Annotated in this window: 18 protein-coding genes; 2 read left to right on the forward strand and 16 right to left on the reverse strand. The window is 41.8% G+C overall.

Going from position 1 to position 22,324, the window contains the following annotated elements:
• Positions 1 to 79: 79 nt before the first annotated feature.
• From J2746_RS11600 to J2746_RS11620, 5 genes are all read right to left on the reverse strand, one after another.
• Positions 80 to 964, reverse strand: a complete 885-nt coding sequence (locus J2746_RS11600; protein ID WP_209620974.1) for a restriction endonuclease — start codon at positions 962 to 964, stop codon at positions 80 to 82.
• Positions 965 to 1,041: 77 nt separating this feature from the next.
• Complete coding sequence (locus J2746_RS11605) at positions 1,042 to 1,374, reverse strand: CRISPR-associated protein Cas1 (RefSeq protein ID WP_209621070.1); 333 nt, start codon at positions 1,372 to 1,374, stop codon at positions 1,042 to 1,044.
• Positions 1,375 to 1,510: 136 nt separating this feature from the next.
• Positions 1,511 to 2,374, reverse strand: coding sequence for an HD domain-containing protein (locus J2746_RS11610; protein ID WP_209620977.1), 864 nt, complete (start codon positions 2,372 to 2,374; stop codon positions 1,511 to 1,513).
• A gap of 403 nt (positions 2,375 to 2,777) precedes the next feature.
• Entirely contained in the window at positions 2,778 to 4,634 is a 1,857-nt protein-coding gene (locus J2746_RS11615) for a monovalent cation:proton antiporter-2 (CPA2) family protein (protein ID WP_209620994.1), read from the reverse strand.
• Positions 4,635 to 4,636: 2 nt separating this feature from the next.
• Positions 4,637 to 5,245, reverse strand: coding sequence for an NAD(P)H-dependent oxidoreductase (locus tag J2746_RS11620; protein ID WP_209620997.1), 609 nt, complete (start codon positions 5,243 to 5,245; stop codon positions 4,637 to 4,639).
• A gap of 337 nt (positions 5,246 to 5,582) precedes the next feature.
• Between J2746_RS11620 and hcp the strand changes: the two genes are divergently transcribed.
• The gene (gene hcp, locus J2746_RS11625; protein WP_209621000.1) at positions 5,583 to 7,202 is read left to right on the forward strand and encodes a hydroxylamine reductase; all 1,620 of its coding nucleotides are present in this window, start codon (positions 5,583 to 5,585) and stop codon (positions 7,200 to 7,202) included.
• A gap of 142 nt (positions 7,203 to 7,344) precedes the next feature.
• On the opposite strand, the gene J2746_RS11630 is transcribed toward hcp, so the two are convergent.
• The 11 genes from J2746_RS11630 to fen all read right to left on the reverse strand — a co-directional run bounded on the left by J2746_RS11630 (position 7,345) and on the right by fen (position 19,375).
• Positions 7,345 to 8,109: an ABC transporter ATP-binding protein gene (locus J2746_RS11630; RefSeq protein WP_342451842.1), complete on the reverse strand. Its 765-nt coding sequence runs from the start codon at positions 8,107 to 8,109 to the stop codon at positions 7,345 to 7,347.
• On the reverse strand, positions 8,106 to 8,900 hold the full coding sequence (locus tag J2746_RS11635) for an ABC transporter permease (RefSeq protein ID WP_209621003.1): 795 nt from the start codon (positions 8,898 to 8,900) through the stop codon (positions 8,106 to 8,108). Before J2746_RS11635 ends, J2746_RS11630 begins: the two co-directional genes overlap by 4 nt.
• Entirely contained in the window at positions 8,893 to 9,873 is a 981-nt protein-coding gene (locus tag J2746_RS11640; RefSeq protein ID WP_209621006.1) for an ABC transporter substrate-binding protein, read from the reverse strand. Before J2746_RS11640 ends, J2746_RS11635 begins: the two co-directional genes overlap by 8 nt.
• Positions 9,861 to 10,916 carry a radical SAM protein gene (locus J2746_RS11645; protein ID WP_209621027.1) on the reverse strand — a complete coding sequence of 352 codons (1,056 nt, stop codon included), beginning with the start codon at positions 10,914 to 10,916 and terminating at the stop codon, positions 9,861 to 9,863. The genes J2746_RS11640 and J2746_RS11645 overlap by 13 nt, the downstream gene beginning before the upstream one ends.
• A 2-nt stretch (positions 10,917 to 10,918) precedes the next feature.
• Positions 10,919 to 12,055: a phenylacetate--CoA ligase family protein gene (locus J2746_RS11650; RefSeq protein WP_209621030.1), complete on the reverse strand. Its 1,137-nt coding sequence runs from the start codon at positions 12,053 to 12,055 to the stop codon at positions 10,919 to 10,921.
• Positions 12,056 to 12,153: 98 nt separating this feature from the next.
• Positions 12,154 to 13,617: a radical SAM protein gene (locus tag J2746_RS11655; RefSeq protein ID WP_209621033.1), complete on the reverse strand. Its 1,464-nt coding sequence runs from the start codon at positions 13,615 to 13,617 to the stop codon at positions 12,154 to 12,156.
• Positions 13,618 to 13,668: 51 nt separating this feature from the next.
• Positions 13,669 to 14,127 (reverse strand): DUF7479 domain-containing protein, encoded by a 459-nt coding sequence (locus J2746_RS11660; protein ID WP_209621035.1) that lies wholly within the window; start codon positions 14,125 to 14,127, stop codon positions 13,669 to 13,671.
• 46 nt (positions 14,128 to 14,173) lie between these two features.
• Entirely contained in the window at positions 14,174 to 15,286 is a 1,113-nt protein-coding gene (locus J2746_RS11665; RefSeq protein ID WP_209621038.1) for a uroporphyrinogen decarboxylase family protein, read from the reverse strand.
• A 367-nt stretch (positions 15,287 to 15,653) separates the two neighbouring features.
• The gene (locus J2746_RS11670) at positions 15,654 to 16,916 is read right to left on the reverse strand and encodes an RNA-guided endonuclease TnpB family protein (protein ID WP_209621041.1); all 1,263 of its coding nucleotides are present in this window, start codon (positions 16,914 to 16,916) and stop codon (positions 15,654 to 15,656) included.
• A 207-nt stretch (positions 16,917 to 17,123) separates the two neighbouring features.
• Complete coding sequence (locus tag J2746_RS11675) at positions 17,124 to 17,906, reverse strand: helix-turn-helix transcriptional regulator (RefSeq protein ID WP_209621043.1); 783 nt, start codon at positions 17,904 to 17,906, stop codon at positions 17,124 to 17,126.
• 443 nt (positions 17,907 to 18,349) lie between these two features.
• On the reverse strand, positions 18,350 to 19,375 hold the full coding sequence (gene fen, locus J2746_RS11680; protein ID WP_209621046.1) for a flap endonuclease-1: 1,026 nt from the start codon (positions 19,373 to 19,375) through the stop codon (positions 18,350 to 18,352).
• A 184-nt stretch (positions 19,376 to 19,559) separates the two neighbouring features.
• Between fen and ppsA the strand changes: the two genes are divergently transcribed.
• Positions 19,560 to 21,968, forward strand: a complete 2,409-nt coding sequence (gene ppsA / locus J2746_RS11685) for a phosphoenolpyruvate synthase (protein WP_209621049.1) — start codon at positions 19,560 to 19,562, stop codon at positions 21,966 to 21,968.
• Positions 21,969 to 22,324: the final 356 nt, after the last annotated feature.

Below are 22,324 nucleotides of genomic sequence, written 5' to 3' on the forward strand. Positions count from 1 at the left end.
TAGCAAGCACAAAAAACCAAAATTTGAAATTTAATTATCTATGTTTGTGTAATTATTAAAATAAAAATTGTTGCTTAAATCATTCTGTAATGAAGTAGTCACTATCGATTCTTTTAACAATATATGCTTTTGATTTACTGACACCAATATCATGATCAATCATCAATTGTGCAAGTTTAAATCCATCAATAAGGCTAATGTGTTTTGGGGTTCTTTTAAGAATATCAACAGTATCCCTTGGAAAATGAGATGTTGTTATAAAAACACCTTTATTAACTCCATGCAAATCCAATGTGCCAACAAAATCTCTTATATCTCTCGCAGTAACAGGGTTTCCGTCAGCATACCTCTTAGCTTGGAAAAATATCTTATCTAATCCTAATTTATCCTGATATACAATTCCATCAATACCCTCATCTCCAGAACCAGGTGTTGGTTTAAATTTGCCATAATTCATTGAGATTAGTAATTCACCAACTATTTGTTCAAAGAAATATGGATCAACTGTTCTTAATTTATCAAGTAAATCCTGTGCCAAACTATCAATAATTAAGTTAAAACCTTTTTCCATTAATTCATCAGGTGTTATATCTTCATCTTCTGAATCTTCATCTTCTCTCCGCAGATTCTTAAATTCAATAAACTCAGGAAATTGTTCTAAATATTTAACATCTATCTTTTCAGGTTTGGTTTTAAGTACATCTAATCCTTTATCAGTTATTTTTACATAACCTCTACTTGGAGAGAATAATAATCCTGATTTTACTAGGTAAGTTTTTGCCCATCCAACTCTATTATTGATAACCGATTGATTTCCAGAAGGCAATAATTTTTTTATCTCATCTTCAGTTAAATTAAATTCACTAGATAAATGTTCATAGCAGTCTTTAGTACTGTGTTCTTGAGAATCAGAACAAAATGTTAACAAAGGAAGCATTAAGGTTTGATAATCTGGGATTGACATAGTAATAAAATTACATAAAACCTATTTAGTTGTTTTCTTATGATTTAAATAAAAAATAAGCTTTGGTTTTATATTTATTACAAATTCTCCAACCTTTCCCTAACATGAGAATTCAAAGTAAATGACTTATCATTTTTAGTATTCTTCTTCATGTAATGCAATGTTCCCTTGGAAAATCCCATTTTCTTCCATTCAGAATAAGATATGCTGAGTATCTTTTGCTTTATATCCTCTGAATCCTGCCTCTCAACAGCATAAGCAGGCTTACTGAAATCAAGAGTCTTCCTTTTTCCAATAAGATACTGAGCAAGCTCCCTAGTTTTTAGTAACAAATCATAACTCCACATAACCGACTGCTTCTCATAAGGAACTTTCTTGTTCATCCATTTATTGAACTCTTGAGCCTTCATCACATCAAGAGCCTTCTCATCAATATTGTTAGCTTCCTTGCCTATGTAAATTACAGAATCAGCATGAACATGCTTTCTTTCCGGTATTCCAATATCACCCTCAAATCTACACTCCAGATGATGAACATATTACAACTCAGAATAGCTCTTCAACACATTCCTTAAGATCATGGTAGGCGCGGGTTTCTTCTATGTTCTGCGGACCCGTAGCGAAAGCTTCTAGCATTGAGCGGTAGTACCATTCCTGTTCTTCCTTTGGTGCGTTGAAATTGTCCCAGAATCCTTCTCCCTGCATTCTTAATTCGCTGATGAGATCCCTGATATTTGCAAGCTTGTCCGCACATGAGAGAAGTTTGATATCCCGCTCAGCACTTTTTATCTCTCTTATGGTGTGTTCCTTGCGCTGCTTCCATGTCTGTGCCTTGTCACCGGTGGCAGGTTGCCTGAGCTCTTCCGGTTCGGTAACAGCGTTCACGTAATCAGCAACTTGCTGACCGTATTTATTTGATATTGTTTCAATGTCAACATCGGTATCTTCAACAACGTCATGGAGCAATCCTGCCATAACAAGCTCAAGAGGCGCATTCTCTTTAAGAAGAATGGACGCTACATCCATTGGATGCGAGATATATAGAGTACCGGACTTTCTGGTAGCGTTATTGTGTGCACCAACAGCAAATGCAAACGCATCAGCAAGTTCTGTCAGGTCTGCCTCCTTATGTACCTCATATTTTTCCTGAAGGCCATCCAACTGTATCCTGTAGTTTGCCATCCTCACGTGTTCGTAAACAGTTAGTTTGCCATCTATCTTAGTTGCTATCATTCTATAAGCATCGCTGGCCCAGATCTTTCTGAAAGGTTCCTCGGACAGGAAATCCAGATAACTGAAATGTTCGGGTGTCTCTATGGATTCAGGAACATCGAGCGTATAGATAGTGATACCGTTCCCTTTTTTCTCAGTACTGCTGCAATACTGGCTGATAAGCTCGCGTATTTTCATGATGATAACTCCCAGATCAATTAGATGATCTTAATACTGACTTTGAAGGTCTCTGCCCATATGCTTTAAAGTTAATGGTATCCCATCCCTGACAATGGAATATAGTAGAAAATAGTAATGAATGAAGCATTATCTACAAAAGATGATGAACAAACAGAGAAGATGAACTGTCCGGTAGCTTGCGATAATGCTCGTTAAAAATAAATAGCATATTCGTCGAGCCCCAACTCCAAAGTGTCACAAAGGTTTTTGTCTCATTTAAAAGACCCATTGAATTCCTGAGCTTTTTAATGTCTTTAGCAATGTATAGGCCATTTTTTGAGACCGTATGAAAATGCTGGCTCTGTAGAAATGGCTGGTAATCAGATTCTACAGAGCTCATGCTGGATTTCCCTATGTCGCATTATTTTTCCGGGTTTGAGGCAGTCCAGGCTTTGTCAATCTCTTCCATGTTCAGGTTCAGATCGAGTGCCATTAATTTCTCAAGGTCTTCACTATGCTTCTGGTACATTGATATGTAACTGTCCTCACTTTTATGACGCATTTTGTTTAATTCCGGCATCATCTCTTCATCCTTTTTACGGAAAATACGCATCAATTTGTGTGCTTCATAAGGGTCGAACCCAAGAAGTTTCAAGGAATCCTGTCCCAGTGCCAGAGCACTTCCGAAGGTTTCCCTGCGTATATTGGTGACTCCCATATCCATGAGCTCATGAGCAGATGTACGATCTGAAGCATTTACGGCAATTTTTAGATGCGGATAGTGCTTACCTGCTAATTCGATCAACTTTCTCGATTTATCTATATCACCTATGGTGATTATTAAGAGTTCAGCTTCAGCAGCTCCGGCAGCTTCAAGAAGGTCAAGTCGTGTAATATCACCATAATACACCTCAAATCCGAATTTTCTCAGTACATCCACATTGTCTGCATCATGGTCGATGATGACCGGTTTGACACCGGCAGAAATGAGGAAACGACCAAGGTCGGTTCCCAGACGACCAAATCCGGCAAGGATGACCTTGTGTCCGGTATGATCGATGGTGTCAGAATCGCGTCTGTCTTCTTCATCCCCCTGAGCACTTGAACTGAACTTCTCATGTGCCAGGAAAAGGAGTGGAGTAAGGAACATAGATATTGCAACTGCGGAAATAAGGGGTTCTATGGTTTGATTTGGCAATACGCCATTGATCCTGGAAAACTGGAAGAGGACAAATGCGAATTCTCCTCCCTGGGCAAGAGCAACAGCAAAGAATGAACGGTCTTTTTTCTCCATTCCAAAGATGAGGCTGGTACCTACAAGAATCAGCCATTTGAAAGCGATCAGAGCTGCAGTAAGTCCTGCGATCAGCATGATCTCCTCCCCAATCAATGTGAAATTGAGACTGGCACCAATGGAGATGAAGAAAATACCCAGTAGCAGGCCCTTAAATGGCTCTATATCACTTTCAAGCTCGTGGCGGTATTCGCTACCTGCCAGGACAACACCAGCAAGGAAGGTTCCAAGAGCAGGGGACAAACCAACTGCGGTCATAAGTATCGAGATCCCAACTACAAGGGCCAGGGCAGCAGCAACAAAGATCTCCCTGACCCTTGTAGCTGCAATGGTCCTGAATATAGGTCTGCTTGCATATTTACCGATGAAGAAGATAGATAGGATCGCAAGCAGCGTGATAATGATCTGCATGTACTCAGGTAGTACGCTGATATCAAAGAGAGCTGCTTCATGCTGACCGCCGTCATGCATAGCGATGGTTGCCAGGAATGGTAGAACTGCAAGTATGGGAATGACTGCCAGATCCTGGAAAAGAAGAACCGAGAAAATAGACCTTCCTGAAGAGGTATTCATAAGTCCCTTTTCCCGTAGTGTCTGCAGAACTATGGCCGTAGAGGAGAGGGAAAGAGTAAGACCAACGGCTACTGCCTGTTGCCAGGGCAGGAACATGAGAGCTATACCAGAAATGATGATACTCGACAGAACAACCTGCATTCCACCCATTCCCAATATGGGAGTACGCATCTGCCAGAGCAGTGATGGTTTGAGTTCAAGTCCGACAAGGAAAAGCATCATCACTACGCCAAACTCCGTGAAATGCATGACCTCTTCAATGTCAGCAATGAGAGAGAGACCGAAGGGTCCGATGATGATACCTGCCATAAGATATCCGAGCACTGAACCAAGACCCAGTTTCTTGGCAATAGGAACGGCAATGGCTGCTGCAGCCAGGAAAATAAAGAGCTGAAGCAGGAAACTTTCCACTTTTAAGACCTCCTGATAATTGAATCCAGATCACTGTTTAGATATTGACCATGCTTTGCTTTCTCAATATCCAGCGTATCATCTCGCAAAGCAATGACTGTACGGCGATATTCTTCTGCATGAAACTTGACTTCCTCATCAGAAAGGCCCTGGTGAATACCAAGAACTGCGAATGGAGGCAGCCAGTTCATGTTACATAGATTTGCCATAGCACAATAAGGAGAGGTAAGTTCTCTGATCGTAAAAATGTTACAACCATCTTTCTTATATGTACAGTCGTCGCCGCCTGCCGTGATAGCCTGGAGGAAGATCTTTCCTTCGAGGGCCTTGCCCTTTGAACCATATGCCCAGTCATGCTCAAGTACCAGATCAAGCCATTCCTTTATAATTGAAGGTGTTGAGTACCAATAGAAAGGGTGCTGGAAAATAATAACATCATGTTCTTCACACAGACTTTGCTCCCTTTTAACATCTATCAGAAAATCCGGATAGTTTGCATAGAGGTCATTGATGGTTACGTTTTCAAGATCCTCAACAGCAGCACGAAGAGCACTATTCATTTTTGAGCGTGTTCTGGCCGGATGGGCAAAGATAATAAGGATTTTTTTCATATTCTTCTCTCCTGAGCGGGCTCTATTATAACGATTTAGACCTGTTCTAAAACTTTAATATATTTTTTACTTTAATCTGATATCAGAAGATGGTCTGAAAAGCAGAACCACATAATTTCTACCCTCTTCTATCAAAATATGCCCGGTAGTACTTATAGTCCATGCAAGCATTCTTAGCTGTCACCAATAAAAAGCATACCGGTCTAGGACTATGGAAAACTACGGAGTAGTTTTTGTCTGATATATTCTGAATAAGTCTCCTTTCAAGTACTTCCATTTCCCCATCAACCAAAGTATATAGATAGACCTGTAAAACATACATATCAATGGTGACAAAATGTTCTGCTACCAGTGTGAAGAAACAATGAATGGGGAAGGCTGCACAAAGAATGGTATGTGCGGTAAGAAAGGGGAAGTTGCAGACCTTCAGGACGATCTAATCTATGTGCTTAAAAGCATTGCATTCTACAACCAGAAAGCAAGAAAGGCAAACCTGGCTGAAAATAATACTGATGAATTCATGCTTGATGCGCTCTTTTCAACCATAACGAATACTGACTTCAGAGCTAGCGGAATTCAGGACCGCATTGAAAGAGGATTCTGGGTTCAGAATGAGATCAAGCAGAAACTTCTGGACAACAATTTACTGGATGAGAACGATTTGCCCGAAGTAGCAACTTTAACACCGGATAACCTCAAAGACAGGAATACAGGAATACTTGCAACAGAGGATGAAGATATCAGGTCATTGAGAGAATTATTGATCTATGGGATAAAAGGAATTTCAGCATATGCACACCATGCCATGATGCTTGGAAATCGAAATAAGAAGGTCAATTCATTTATAGAAGAAGGTCTGGTGGCAAGCACGGATGACAGTCTTACTGATAAAGACCTCATTGCACTGGTTCTGAAATGCGGGGAAAAGGGTTTTGATGTGATGGCAGACCTTGACAGGGTAAATACTGCTGAATTTGGAAACCCAGAACCTACACACGTCAACATCGGAACAAGAGGTAATCCTGGAATTCTGGTAAGCGGTCATGATCTGAAGGACCTGAAACAGCTATTGGACCAGACTGAAGGGACCGGTGTGGATGTTTATACTCATGGAGAGATGCTGCCTGCAAATTCATATCCGGAATTTAAGAAATACGAACATCTGGTAGGCAACTATGGCGGTTCATGGTGGCAGCAGAAACAGGAATTCGAGAGTTTCAACGGACCAATATTGCTTACAAGCAACTGTATAGTTCCCCCACGGGAAAGCTACATTGACAGATTATACACAACAGGCTCCGTAGGTTATGACGGTGCCACACATATCATAGCTAAAGAAGGTAAGAAAGACTTCTCTGCCCTCATCAAACAGGCAAAGACATGCGAAGCTCCTGTACAACTTGAAGAAGGTACCATTATGGGCGGTTTTGCATACACATCCGTGTTATCCAATGCTGATAAGATCGTTGATGCCGTTAAAACAGGAAAGATAAAAAAGTTCATTGTCATGGCAGGTTGTGACGGACGTCATAAGAACAGGCAGTACTACACGGATTTTGCAGAAGCATTGCCCGAAGATACTGTGATTCTTACCGCCGGATGTGCAAAATATCGCTACAACAAACTAAAGCTCGGGGAGATTGATGGGATACCAAGGGTACTGGATGCGGGACAGTGCAATGATTCATTCTCACTCATCGTTATTGCACAGGGACTCATGGCAAGACTTGGATTTACAGACGTTAACGAAGCACCTATCTCATACAACATAGCATGGTACGAACAAAAGGCAGTCCTTGTGCTGCTTACTCTTCTGAGACTTGAGATACAGAATATTACACTTGGTCCTACACTTCCGGCTTTCGTCTCAGCGAATGTTCTCAAAGTATTGGAGGAGAAGTTCAATATTAAACCGAACACAACAGTGGAAGAAGATATGGTAAAACTCGTGGAATGAAATGTTACTGTTCTGGAACAGGAGACATTAAGAAGTTGAGGTTTGTTCTGTTGAAACTAACCTCATCAATGCCAGAGTAATCAAAATATACATTTTTAGGATTTCTACAGAGTCCATTTTTACTCATCTTTATAAAAGAGAATCAGTCCAGCAATATGCTAAGTATGTGACTTTTGAGCTGAGAGAAATCGCCTGATCCTGTAAGTGATATTGGACGGGGCCACTCAAAAGGAACGGAAATCTCTTCGATGATTCTGCCTGGCCTTTTACTCATGATGCATATGCGATCGGACAACAGAAGTGCCTCTTCCACGTCATGTGTTATAAAAACAATCGTCTGCCTGTTGCTTTCCCAGAGTCTGAGCAAGAGTTGTTGCATGCTGTAACGGGTCTGTGCATCCAATGCTGCGAAGGGCTCGTCCATCAGGAGTACCTTCGGGTTCAGTATAAGTGAGCGGGCAAGGGCAACTCTCTGTTGCATGCCTCCTGATAACTGGCAAGGGTAATAATTCTCGAAACCCTCAAGCCCGACGGCACTGATATATTCAGCAGTGATCTTCTGTGCTTCCCCCTTCTTTTTTCCTACCTGCTTCAACCCATACATGATATTGCTCTTCACATCCATCCATGGAAAAAGGACCGGAGACTGGAACACTACTGCCCGCTCGGGGGAAGGACCTTTAATAGGTTCACCACAGCAAAACGTTTGGCCTTGGTTTGCAGTCTCGAATCCTGCAAGGATATTTAGAAATGTAGATTTCCCACATCCACTTGGCCCCAGGATAGTGACAAACTCACCCTCCTTAATCTCAAAATCCATATCTTCCAGTACGTACAGAAGCCTGTCTTCACCGGGTTGTAAAAAACACTTACTGATATTATTTGCTGAAAGGTCTGTTCTTTTCACTCTTCATAGCCCCTTTTGAGTAAATTCAGTTTTCTGAAAGAGCCTACAAGTATCAAATCACTGATGCGGCCAAAAAGTCCTATGAAAATCATGGCCACGAGGATCATCTCAACATTCCCAAGCATACGGGCATCCATCATAACAGCACCAAGTCCGTGTGTGACCCCTGTCAGCTCACCTAATACAAGATATGCCCATGAAAGTCCAAGACCTAGCCGTAGCCCGGCTACAGTGGATGGCATAGCTGCGGGTATGATGACAGTTGTGAATATCGTCAGATTATTCGCTCCCAGCATTCTTCCAGCACGAATCAACAAAGGTGACACGGATGCGGCTCCTTGGGCCGCATTTACGTATATCGGAAAAAAAGCTGCCAGGGAAATAAGAAATACTGTGGTCTTCTCTCCAACACCGAACCATACCATTGCAAGGGGAAGCCAACCTATTCCGGGAACTATACGTATCAAATGTACAGTTGGATCCAGCGAACTCTTTGCCAGAGCCAGTCGTCCTGTAAGGAAACCAAGTGGAAGCCCTATAGCTGCAGCCAACCCAAACCCTGTGAAAACCCTCTGTACGCTGGCTATTGTGTGCACAAGTAGCGTTCCTGAGTAAGGGCCAAGTCTCTCACTGCCTGCGGTAAAATCAATTACAGCGAGTGCAAGGGCCAATGGGGAAGGAAGCAGGTATGCAGGCACACCGCCATCAAGTGTTGCAATATACCAGATGGTGAATAATGCAACAGGCAGTATGAGGCCTGTAAACCCCAATCTTCCGTTATTTTCATGCATTCTTGCTGTCATCCAGATCTTTACGTGCCTGTTCCACGAAACTCAGGTCAAATAAAGTATCCATATCCGGTATTTCTTCTATCATTCCCAGATCCTTCATTCTCTCTCCGAGATTCTCAGCCTGCCGGACATAGTTCTCGTCCATGTCCCATGCAAGTTCCATATTACTTGCAGCTATCTCCAGAACCACAGAATCTGTTCCGAAATCAGAAGACATGTTGATCCATTCTTCCTGGTTGGCTTTCAGGTATTCGGTTGACCTGGCATGGGCTGTCACGAGTCTCTGTATACCTTCTCTGTTATTCTCGATCTTATCCCTTGTTGTAAGCATGCCTGCATTGATTGTACCAACTCCTTCCCCGTAATACGGATAACTGAGCACGCGTCCGTAACCATCTGCTACGGCAAGAGATGGATAAGGCTCACCACTGCAGAAAGCATCAACGTTGCCCTGCGAAAGAGCCTGCCCCATATCGAAGAAGTCTATCCTCTGTAGTGTCACATCCTTTTCAGGATCAAGGCCTGCCTGTTTCAGTGTTTCCAGAAGCAGGACATGATGCATGGTCCCGGGTACATAGGCTATTGTCTTGCCTTTCAGGTCTGCAGGTGTCATGATATCCGAGTCATTCATGACAACGATTGCCGAACATTTATTGCACAGGCTGCTTACAACAACAACAGGCTCGCCTCTTGAGGCAGCGGTTATTGCAAGGGCAATCGTTGTACCTGTTATATCAAGATCGCCAGCAAGCAGAGCAGCTTTCTGATCGCCAGGATTGGTGAAGGGGAGTACATCTATAATGTAATCTTCTTCAACGAAGTCCTGATAGAGGAAGGGCTGTATGGTCTGTGCCGTTTTCCAGGTACCTACAGTTGCAACTTTGCTGTCCTGATCGGCACTACCGGTGCATCCTGAAATGGACAAAGCAATAAGAACAATGATCATCATCAGAACAGAGACTACTTTTCGCATTCATTCTCATCTCCTGAATAGAAGGCATAGCCTGCATTCTTAAAGTAGTCCCTTGCAGTGGCCATATCAAAACCGTTCCATTCACACTCGCAGTTCCCGGTATCCCTGGGAACAGCACCTGTCTCGACAACTACCACGTTGGCACCCCATTCCATTGCAACGCGGGAAGGAGGATGTACACAGATGTCAGGTGCATGATGACCGGCTGCCAGACGTGTGACCGCTACTATCTGTGCATGCCTTCTCTCGGATAACTGACCACTGCCTGAAAAAGGAGTGCCTGGAAGTGGCACCCTTGCCATTGCTCCTGAAAGGATGGCACCATACTCCATACCTTTCAGGAAGATGTCAGCAATCTCCTCATTGCTGTGTTCCATACCTACGGGTTCCACAAGATAGGCAAGGTTGAGCGGTGACTCCCTGACGGACCTCAGGGTGTCAATTCTGTCCTCGGGTCTGAACCTTGTATCCTTACCTTCACGCAGGCGAAGAGTATGATAAACCACCTGTGCTCCCGCATTTGCAAGTCTCCTTGCTTTTTCATCATCAAATTCACCGGTGTTCACAACTATTTCATAATTGCCGGGAACCGCCAGGCGAATTTCCTTTATGAGCCGAATGAGCCTGTCGAACCCGTAGAACTGTGTCGTGCGCAAGGTGACCCATCTCGCACCCTGGGAAACGAACCTGTCTATCAGTCCGATGATCTCTTCAGTGCTCCTTTCACTTTCCTGTTCTATAAGCCCCCATTTCTTGCCGAATGAACAGAAATCGCAATTCATGGCACAATTTTTGTAATCCACCCCAATGGATGCCCACACACTTGCCATGTTTCCGGTGACCACTTCGGCAACTTCCCTTGCGGCAATCCCGAGCATATCAGCATTAATGGAATCCGAGTCAATCTCAAGCAGGGCTATGATACTCTCCCGGTCCAGTTTTTCACCATTCAGTGCCTTTTCTTTTGCAGCAAGAATAAGATTCGTATATGAGAATTCACTTATTGGTCTCTCTTCTCTGACATCAACGGATACACCACTCATGCTTACTTCACCATCCTTTCTATATCGCTTATCCTCTGGTCCAGACAGGCACCACACATACACGGCTCATCGATAATAGATGTGATATCACGAGTCCTGTATCGGATAAGTGGCATGCATCTCCTTCTCAGGGTAGTGACAACAAGCTCACCTTTCTCACCTGCTGGCAATACCTTCCCAGTCTTCGGGTCGATGACCTCAACAAGGAAATCAGGATTGTTCAGGTGGAAACCGTTCTGATGCTCGCACTCAATTGCGTTTGCAAGACCAAGTTCTGTCATTCCCCACTGGCGCAGGGTCTTACAACCCCAAACATTTTCGATTATTTCTCGCATGGTCTCTGTAAGAGGTTCGGATGAACAGATTATCATTTTAATCCCAAGTTCACCTGGTTTCATAAGTCCGCGTGCCTGCATTGAAAACTTATAGAGGAAAGATGATGTCCCAATCATAAAGGTTGTACCATTCTCTTTCATTGTCTTTATCTGTTGTTTGGCATCAAGAGAATCCTCGATAACGGAGTTAAAACCTCCGAGAGTGCATGCTTTACTCAGGACAAGTCCGGGATCCCATGTTGCTGTGATGGTGGGGTACATTATCTGTAAAACATCATCCTTTGAATCCATACCTGCCATTTTCAGACCTGATATTACTGAATCCACGATCTCCAGCAGTTCATCCTGGGTGTATGCCATCCTTTTCAGCATATTTGTCGTACCGGAACTTGTAAACTCACGGATTATGTTTTTTCTCGGAACACAAAGGAAGTGATAAGGTTTGTTTGCAAGGTCTGACTGTTCTGTGAGTGGCAGTTTTTCAAGGTCCTCATAACTCTTGAACGTGGAAATATCGATGCCTGCATTTGCATAAAGGTCCTGATAATAGGGACTGTTATCCAGCACGTAGCCAAGAATTTCCCTGAACTTGAAGAGCTTATATTCCTTAATAGCATCCCTGTCAAGTTCAACGCCGCCAAAATGATGACTCAGTACCTTGTTATTCTTTATGTCGTTCCTTATTTTTGTGAGACCCCACTGTTCAAGCGGGTTTCCATGATGGCTTTTTATCTTTCTGGAATCAAGTTTCCTTTTCGCCACGTTCATGCGAACAGATGTTTTTATTTTTGCCTGAAGACTCATAATCTTCCTCCTGTACATGTACAACTTAAGACCATGCGGTCATTTGCCCGAAATAAAATAACCGGATAAAATGAAGTTTTAAAAATAAAATATTAGAATTATATAGCATTCCTGTAAAGGAAATTACCGTTGCAATCGGTCATATTGTAATTACAGAACGGTACAAAATGCCCGTCACGTGTAACAACATGTATGCAACAGTTCTCCACACGGTCCTGCTCGTATGACCAGGCGTCCTGGAATGCCATTGTTGAAATGGTAAGATAATTGTTCTTGCTCATTTCAATGAAATCAGCCCAGCCTCCATTCTTATCCTTACCTGAACCTGAGTTCTTTGAAACGACATCTATAAGTGGTTTCTCGCAGCATGAACCCTTCACGGTTATGTCACTGAGAGGCTTTTCACAGCATGAACTCTTTATCAGCAGATCACCACAGGAAGAACTAGAAGTTGAAGTTGAATCCTTTTCAAGACCTTTCCATCTGCCCATGATTGACTTCTTGGTCTTGCTGGCAACGTCTGATGCTGATTTGACAGCACCCATGGAGACGTTTGTAAGTGGCAGGTATCCACCATTATCTATCAATGTGAGACATGTTGCACCGCAATGAGCATGCGGCATCAGGGCCGGTGTAAAATTGCTGACCTTGAGCTGTCCATTGGTCTGCTTTTCAATCTCCTGTAACAGTTTCAGTATGGTGACCTTATCCTTCATGTCTGAAGGTGACCTTCCCGAATGGAACACGGGCTGGAAATGCACACCTCTAACCGCCGGGACCCTGCTTGCTGCGAAGTCAATGATCTTCCCAACTTCTTGCAGGTTGTAACCATTTGCAACCAGAGGTACCAGCACAACACCGATACCTGCTTTCTCACACCTGTTTATGACCTCGGTCTTTACGTCAAGCATCTTCCTTCCGGTTCTCTGCATGTATATGTCATCTGACACTCCATCGAATCCGAGGTAGACAGCATCCACTCCTGCGGCTGCTATTTTATCAAAATAATTCTGGTCGCTGGCTATCCTTATTCCGTTGGTGTTGAGCTCAATGTGATTGATACCTATTTCCTTACCCACCCTGATAATTTCCGGAAGGTCATTCCTTATGGTAGGTTCACCTCCGGATATCTGTATACATGTGGGTTCATTCTGGCATTTCTTTACTGTTTCGAACATCAGCCTGATGGTATCCATATCAGGATCAAGACTCTCATCCATTGATGAGTTAGCAAAACAATATGTACATTTCATGTTGCACCTGTCAGTGACCTCGACCACTGCCAGGCACGTATCCTGTTTATGAGAGGGACACAGGCCACAATCAAAAGGACAGCCCCTTTTTGTATCTGTCAAAGGTGCCCTGGCCTTCGCCCTGTCCACATCAAAACATTCCTCCATCTGACGATAATGGTTCACATCTTCAGATACAAGGTTAATGAAATTGCCATGGTCAGCACAGTTCTTCATTATGTAGACCTTACCGTCCTCTACATACTTTATGCCTTCAATTTTGGCAAGGCACTGCGGACACAGACTCCGGACCTTTCCTATTTGTTCCATGATATCCCTCTCCAGGTGGTATATTTAAATCTCAGTGATTCTGAGATTTATTTAAGCTCTCTTCTCTTCCAGAATTGCTTCTGCGGTCTTCAGTGTCTTTGCGACACCATCTGAAACGTAGTATTCATTACATTTCGGACATACAAGTCCTGGTCCGGGTCGTGTAACACCCATGTATGTCATGTCTACGTTCCTTTCCAGTGCTATCTCACCGCATTTTGCACATGCCCATTCACTTGCATCATCATAGTCGATCTCGTTGAGTTCGCCTCCTGTAAGACCCAGAATGCTCATCTTGTGGGTATAAACATCTAAAAGCTCGGAAGGTGAGTATACAGCATAGACTGTCAGGTTTTCTGCTCCACCCTTTGCAATGGATATATCTCCATCTCTGGCTTTGAGCTTCTGACCACTGGACTCTGCATTGGCTATAATTTCCTTGATCTCTTCCTCTTTGAAGCCGTTGTCCTTCAGTGTATTGTTAAGTTCTTCAGTTATTTTGATATCCATGTGAAACACTCCTTGAATTTTATTTATGTTGTTGTCTCTCCTTTCCTTAGAACTTCTCATACTTACCGTGGTCTTTTGCAGCCTTTACCAGTGCGTGGACATTCACAGGCGGTGCGTTGGTCGGACATTCACAGGCAGTTCCCAGGATGAATCCTCTCGGACTGTCCTTTCCGGCAATGACCTGCTCTTTTGCCTGCTCATAGACCTGTGCAGGTGTTCCACGGTCTATCAGCTTAGTATCAACTGTACCAAAACAGGTGCATCTGTCACCGAAGTGTTCCACAAGCTTGGATGTCGGGAAGATGTTCTGTCCGTCATATCCTATCTGTACAATAGTGAAAGGACTCATTGGAGCGTTCTTCCACATCTGGAAGTCATCAGTATGGTTTCCACAAAGATGGTAGTAAATACCCGGACCTGCTCCTGCATTCAGGACCTTTCTCACAGCACGGGAAACAGGCTGGAAACTGAACCTCTTGATCTGTTCAGTGTCCATGAGATCACCGCTGGCGATAACTGAACCGGTGATCATTACGTTTGCACCGTATCTCTCAGCAGTGGCTTTACATGCACTAACCATGTGGTCTCCTGCCTTCTGGCAGAGTTTATCGACGACCTCTGGTTCTGTTATCATCCACATGAATACATCTTCAATTGCAGCCCAGTTAGTTGCAACTTCCATTGTTCCTCCCAGCTGAGTGATAGGAGCGAACATGTTGGGGAATTCCTCTTTACATGTGTCCAGTGCCTTGTAGTGTGTTGTAAGGGTTGGACCTTTAGCAAGTTCATCACTATCCATTACTTCGAAGTTGTCAACATCTTCAGCGGTCTTTATTGGACGCTTGGTAATACCTGGCGGGGAATTTGTCTGTATCTTGATCTCTGCTCCATAGTCCTGTCCCCAATAATCGGCATACAGGTAGTGTCCTACCGGAGTGACGTCATAGAGTTCACAGGCATGGCATACCATCCTTATCGCTTCATCGGGATTCTGGTAAAAATATCCTGCATTTTTCCTAAACAGACTTGCAGCATGGGACAAAATAATAGGGTCAACAATAACTCTTTCAGATGGCTTGTCAACCCAAGGTGTTGTCCATAAACTTCCTGCATTTTCTAGCCAATTTTCATCTATTGGTGCATAGTCTTTTGCTGGCATGATTTGATCACCTATGTTCTTATCATATCTAGCAGAAATGGAGTAGTTATACTCTCCAGTTCCTGCTATCTATGTGGTAAGTAATTATTTCAGGTCGGGAAGACTAATTCAAGTCGTAATTCCTGACCATAAACAAATAGCAGTCTGGAAATATTTATAATAACTCTTAGTAATTAATCAATACATATATTATTATCAATGCAGCATCAAATGTTCAAAGAATGGTTTTAATATAAGGTGTAATCCTGAATGACAGCATGCAGGAAAACTGCAATGAAGAAAAAAAGAATGCCTTTGATAATATCAAGACCATGAATCAAATCATCTGTCAGGAAGGATTGGAGTTGCCTGAAAAGTGAACTACCACTCAATAAATTGAGTGGCTTCTTGCTTCATACCTCTGACCAATGCCAGTAAGTCCACAAGCTCTTTCCGTAGTTCCTACGGTGTTTAAGTTATTCAATGCAATATTTTTGATATTGATAGCAGCATTAACATCCCTGTCATGGAATGTCTTACATGAAGGACATTCCCATTTTCTTGTCTTAAGAGTAAGATCATCCTTCCTGTATCCACAAACATTACACAACTTTGATGAAGCATCAAATCTACCAATTCTTAGAATGTTTTTTCCATACCATTCTGCTTTGTAAATTAATTTTCTGATGAACTCAGACCATCCAACATCACTGATGGCTTGAGCAAGTTTATGATTTTTGATCATTCCAGATACATTAAGGTCTTCCAAACAAACGGCTTGGCTTTCACTGATTATCTTTATGGAAACCTTATGCTGAAAATCATTTCTTTGATTTGCTATTAACTGATGATGCTTTGCCAATTTTAATACGGCTTTTTTCCTATTCTTAGAACTAATCTTTTTCCTGCTAACTGCTCGTTGTAATTTTTTCAATTTCTTTAGAGATTTTTTCAGGAATTTAGGATTATCAATGACTTCTCCGGATGAAAGGATAGCAAATGACTTAATTCCTATATCAATTCCTATTGTTGTAGTTTCATGGAATTCAACTGGTATTGGTTCAGGAATATGATCATCAATCAGAATGCTCACATGATATCTTCCAGTTGATGTCCTGGAAACAGTCAATGTTTTAAGGATATCAAACTCCTTGTTAAGTTTTTGGTCAAGAATAAGTTCACCATTAACTTGTTTTGTAACAAGTTCATTTTTGATGAATTCTTTGTCAAGAAAATCTCTATGAAGAACTATCTTTATCCAACCTATTTTTGGCAAATATATCTTTGATGTGGTTAGATTAATCTGATAATTTTGAGGAACCTGAAACGAGAAATTATTGTCTCTTTTACTCTTTCTTGTAGGATAATCTCCATTTCCTTCAAAAAAATTTTTAAATCCAGTCAACATGTTCCTGTTGGCCTGTTGTAAGGATTGTGAATTTAAGTCTTTCAACCACAAATATTGTTCCTTTAAAGAAGTTAGATTGTTGTTCAGATCAACTTCAGTAACATTGATCTTGAACTTAGAATACATAGTATTCTTTATGAAAAGTGACCGGTTGTAAATGAATCGAACACTACCGAAATGTTGTTCTAACAAATTTATTTGTTCTTTGTTAGGGTATATTCGATATCTATAACCACGTTTCATCTAAAACACTCACTGTAAAAAAAGCAAACTCTTTATACAAATTTTTGTATGTTTCGATAATATTTAAATGTTTACTACGTTTGACGCAATTCATCCACCATTTGAAAATGGTGGTCTTCTTGCTCTATGGTGATAAATCATAAAATGAAATAATCCTGATTATAGAACTATGAAAAATCCTGAATAAAAAAGTTATGACTTAAGGAATCATTTTATCTTTTCAGATATATCCTTGTAATAATGGAAGAGGTCAACGCCCCATCCACGTGCACTTTCTTCAAAACTGATAACTTTTTTGTGATCAAAGATTCCATCATTATTGAAAAAAGCAATTAGCATTATGTCATCTGTAACAGAGAGTGCTCCTAGTTTCAGAGAATCGTCATCACATATATACATACTTGAATTCTTTGAATTCATCATTGCATCATGCTGTTCTTTATATTCATCCCTTAGTCTTTCATAGACTGGCCTTGTGAGAATTAGATTGTAGTTCACTTCCTTTTTTGCCAGTTCTGAATAATTGTTGGGACAGCTAGGACAGAAATATGAATAAAAGGTACAGACATTCTCAGTCTGCTTGAGACTTGTGAGTAACGCTTTTGGTGGCTCGAATAGATGATTCAGGTCCGGTTCGTGTATCATTACCTCTCCGAGATCACCAATTCTGTCCAGTAAAAATTCAGGGATAGCACTTAGATTTCTGCTGTCCCAGTAATCCTTGTTATCCTCAAGGACATTCAGGGTTTCTATCAGAGGCTTTATTTTTTTCATTACTATTTTTCCAATAGAGGTCAACCTGTATTTGTCCTCATTTTGCTCAATAAGTCCCTGTTCATAAAGGATCTTTACCTGAGCCATAATAGCACTGGTTGTTCCTGTAAGAGAATCTTTTATCTCATCGACGGTAGCTGAACCGTCCATTAACATCAGTAGAGTTTTCTTTCTCTTTTCTGATAGAAACACCGTACTTATCAATTCGGCTTTCATTGTAACTTACCTTGTAGTTTTTTGCTTTGCTAGTATAAAATTTTGGTCCTTAATTGACTTATAGAGAGTGTTTTTTCTATTTGGGAACAACATACATATTAGATTATAATGAGATGTTCACGCCGTTAACATTCAATTGCCAAATTTCATTGTTAATATAACAAACATGACTCCATATTAACTGGAATATTCGGTTGTTTATAAGATTTGTTCTGTGAAGAAAAATACATATTGAACTTTTTAATAAAAAATTCTATTTTTATTATCAGTCAAAAATCAGTTCCGAAAATTGCAGTGCTTTAGAGATAATTATAAATAGGGTAAACTTAACTACGCATTTAATCTTACACACTAAAGCAACAGATTTAGGTTTAACTATTATTAGATTGAAGACTTTTGAAATACCGGTGATTTCAATACAATTAACTTTTGATTTCTTTTCTTTACCAGTCGTCCAAACATGACTGGCATTCAAAAGTGGTCCTCTCTTCCAATACCTGAATATTCCTCAAAACCTGCTTTTCAGAAAAATCCCTGTCACTTACAAGGTAATCGAATAACTTGCCATAATCAGGTTTTTTCCATTTGAAACTGTAATCATCTGTAACCGGTGGGTTCAGGAAGAAGTCTTTTATCTCTTCAACCGGAGCACATGCACGGATATCTTTCTTCTCTTCTTGAATAATAGTGGCAATGTCACCATGTTTCCTAATGAGCTTTAAGGCTGTCTTTGCACCTACACGGTGAATTCCCTCGTTGAAATCAGTACCTATGCAGATGGCAATATCAATCAACTGCTCACGGCTTAGCTCCAGTTCACCAAGACATGAGGAAAGTGAGATATGCTCGGGATTTTTCTTAACGTACTTTTTCTGTCCCGGAACTTTTCTTTTTCCATTACTTCCAAGATTGCGAACGACATTCTCAGCTCCAAAAAGGAAGACATCATAATCCTGTGAACCTGCAAAATCCACATCTCCACGTGAAACCATGTAGGATGCCTGTGCCTCTGCTTCTGACTCTGCCTGCATCCAGGGAATTCCCATGAGTTCAAGTAATCTTTTTGATTCATCCAGTATCTGCGGGGTTATTCTGGAAGTTGCCTGGGCGTATTTTTTCATATCCTCAATGTTGCCTTCGTCCTTTGCGATCTCAAGCTTAAAAGCTGCGTTTTCCTTGCATTCCTTACGTTTTTCAAGGGTATTCTTTTTCATCTCCGGTGGTTTGCCGTCAAAGATGAAAAAAGGTTTTATATTTGCATCCCTGAGCCTGCTTGTCCTTGAAAAGATACCTGTCAGGTGAGATACGGGATTACCTGAGGAATCTGTGAGCATTGAGCCATCACGCTGGCGAATGGCACTGAGAAACTGATAGATCGTGTTGTATGCATCTATTGCTATTACCTTGCCTGAGAGTTCCTCGTAATTTATTGGATTTTTAGTGAGTAGGGTGCCTATTTGTGTGCCCATGGTGTGCTCCAGAATATGATATTAGTTATATGTTTTTTACAGTTCCAATTGACACTCTGGTTTATAGTATTGTTGTATAACCAGCACGAATATGGTTTTGACCATCACCTCCCACAAACCATAATAGTATTCAAAGACAATAATACTTACACCTAAAGAAAATTAGGAATAGAGTGGGAATATAATGAAAGGCAGTAAATATGTTAGCTGGTTCGAGGAAATCAGTATAGATGACGTACCTTCTGTGGGAGGTAAGAATGCTTCTCTGGGGGAAATGTACAGAGAACTTACAAAAAAAGATATAAAGATCCCCAATGGTTTTGCCATAACTGCAGATGCATACTGGCATGTATTAGAATCAGCAGGAATTCTTGATGAACTTAAAAAGACACTTGAAGGGCTTGACACTGACGATGTAACAGACCTTGCAAAAAGAGGAAAGAAAGCAAGGAACCTGATACTTGATGCAGATATTCCGGATGATCTCTGGAATGAGATAAAATCTGCATATGATAAGCTCTGCGAGCAATACGGAGAGGACACTGATGTGGCAGTACGCAGTTCTGCAACTGCTGAGGATCTTCCGAATGCATCTTTTGCAGGACAACAGGAAACATACCTGAACATTCATGGTTACCATTCATTGAAAGATTCCTGTAACAGGTGTTTTGCATCACTTTTCACTGACAGGGCTATTTCATACAGAGTGAACAACGGTTTTGACCACTTTAAAGTAGGTCTTTCCATTGGTGTTATGAAAATGGTGCGTTCTGACCTCGCATCCAGTGGAGTAATATTTACAATTGATACTGAAACCGGTTTTGATAATGTCGTATTTATTACCGGAGCATACGGACTTGGTGAGAATGTAGTACAGGGTCTTGTGAATCCTGACGAGTTCTATGTTTTCAAACCTACTTTAAAGGAGAACTTCAAGTCAATTATCAAAAAGCAAAAAGGAAGCAAAGAGATCAAGATGATCTACGGACGAGGAGATTCCCGTGTGCTTACACGTAACGTTGATGTTCCTGAGGCAGAAAGAAAGCAATACTGCATTAACGATGAGGAAGTGCTGAAACTGGCTAATTTTGCAGTGACCATTGAAGACCACTACTCTCAAAAAAGAGGAAAACACGTCCCAATGGACATTGAATGGGCAAAAGATGGTGAGACCGGTGAACTGTTCATAGTTCAGGCTAGACCTGAGACCGTGCAATCCCTGAAGCGAAAGGATGTATTAGAGACTTATTATCTGGATGATACTTCAGATATCATTGTTACAGGAAGAAGTGTTGGTGCCAAGATAGCAGCCGGAAAAGTGCATGTTATTGCTGATGTGTCTAAATTAAATGAATTCAATTCCGGGGAGATCCTTGTGGCTGACACAACGACTCCTGACTGGGAACCTGTTATGAAACGGGCTGCTGCAATTATTACAAACAAGGGAGGCAGGACATGTCATGCTGCTATTGTGAGTCGTGAACTTGGTATTCCTGCTGTTGTCGGTGCTGAGGATGCCACGGAGATACTGAAAAAAGGCATGGATGTTACGGTGAGTTGCGCAGAAGGGGATGCAGGCAGGGTTTATAAAGGAATCTTGCCGTTCCATACTGAGACTGTTGAACTTGAAGGCATCGAGAAAACAAAGACTGAGATCATGATGAACCTTGGAAACCCCGAGGAAGCTTTTGCACTGTCCATGATACCGAATGATGGTATAGGACTTGCAAGGTTGGAGTTCATCATTACAAGCTACATCAAGGTGCATCCCATGGCGCTTATCCACCCTGAGAAGGTTGAGGATAAAGAAGTGCTGGGGGAGATCGATGAACTGACAGGCAGGTATGAGAATAAAGCTGATTTCTTTGTGGAGAAACTTGCTCAGGGTGTTGGAACAATTGCAGCGGCATTCTACCCGAAGCCTGTGGTTGTGCGTATGAGCGATTTCAAATCCAATGAATATGAGAGCCTGATAGGTGGAGAATATTTCGAGTTCGAGGAGAACAATCCCATGCTGGGATTCAGGGGTGCTTCACGTTACTATGATGAACGCTACCGTGAGGGCTTCGCTCTTGAGTGTAAAGCCATGAAAAAAGTGAGAGATGAGATGGGACTGACCAACCTGATACTCATGATCCCGTTCTGCCGCCGTATAGAAGAAGCCGAAAAGGTACTCGAGGAAATGAAAAAGAATGGTCTTGTCAGGGGAGAGAACGGCCTTCAGGTCTACATGATGACCGAGATCCCAAGCAATGTCCTGCTCATAGACGAGTTCAGCCGATACTTCGATGGTTTCTCCATCGGCTCCAACGACCTCACTCAATTAACTCTTGGAGTTGACAGAGATTCCGAGATTCTTGCTTCCTCTTTCGATGAACGGGATGAGGCTGTGAAGAGAATGGTATCAATGGCTGTGCAGGGCGCAAAGCGAAACAATAAACACAGCGGTCTCTGCGGTCAGGCTCCAAGCGATTTCCCTGAATTTGCAGAGTTCCTGGTTAAGGAAGGAATTGATTCTATCTCGCTGAACCCGGATTCTGTTATGAAGATAGGGTTGAAGGTGTTGGAGGTTGAGAAGGGGATTGAGGAATGAGAGGCATGGAAGCCACACCCTATGTCTCCCAGTTCAATTTCCATAATTTCTTCCGTTTCTCTTCAGAAACTCCTCAAAATGTAGATGTTAATTCCAACCGACATAACCATAAATACTTATCAAATATAATTAAATATGTGTTAATTTATATTAATGTGAAGTTAAGAATGTGGTGTGAACTCCTCCTCCCTGCCAGCCTTCGGCTGGCGAGGAAGGAGCTTCCTACGAGTGTAAGTCTCATTTCGTTATCATTCTGTTGGTAATGATTCCGATCAACAAACCTGTTTGTCGTAGATTATCAATCATTGATTGATAGCTTGTCCACAAAGCATTATGTTTGAAATACCTTAAGAGAA

Origin of the sequence: Methanolobus bombayensis, assembly GCF_017873415.1 — an archaeon.
Taxonomy (GTDB): Archaea; Halobacteriota; Methanosarcinia; order Methanosarcinales; family Methanosarcinaceae; genus Methanolobus; species Methanolobus bombayensis.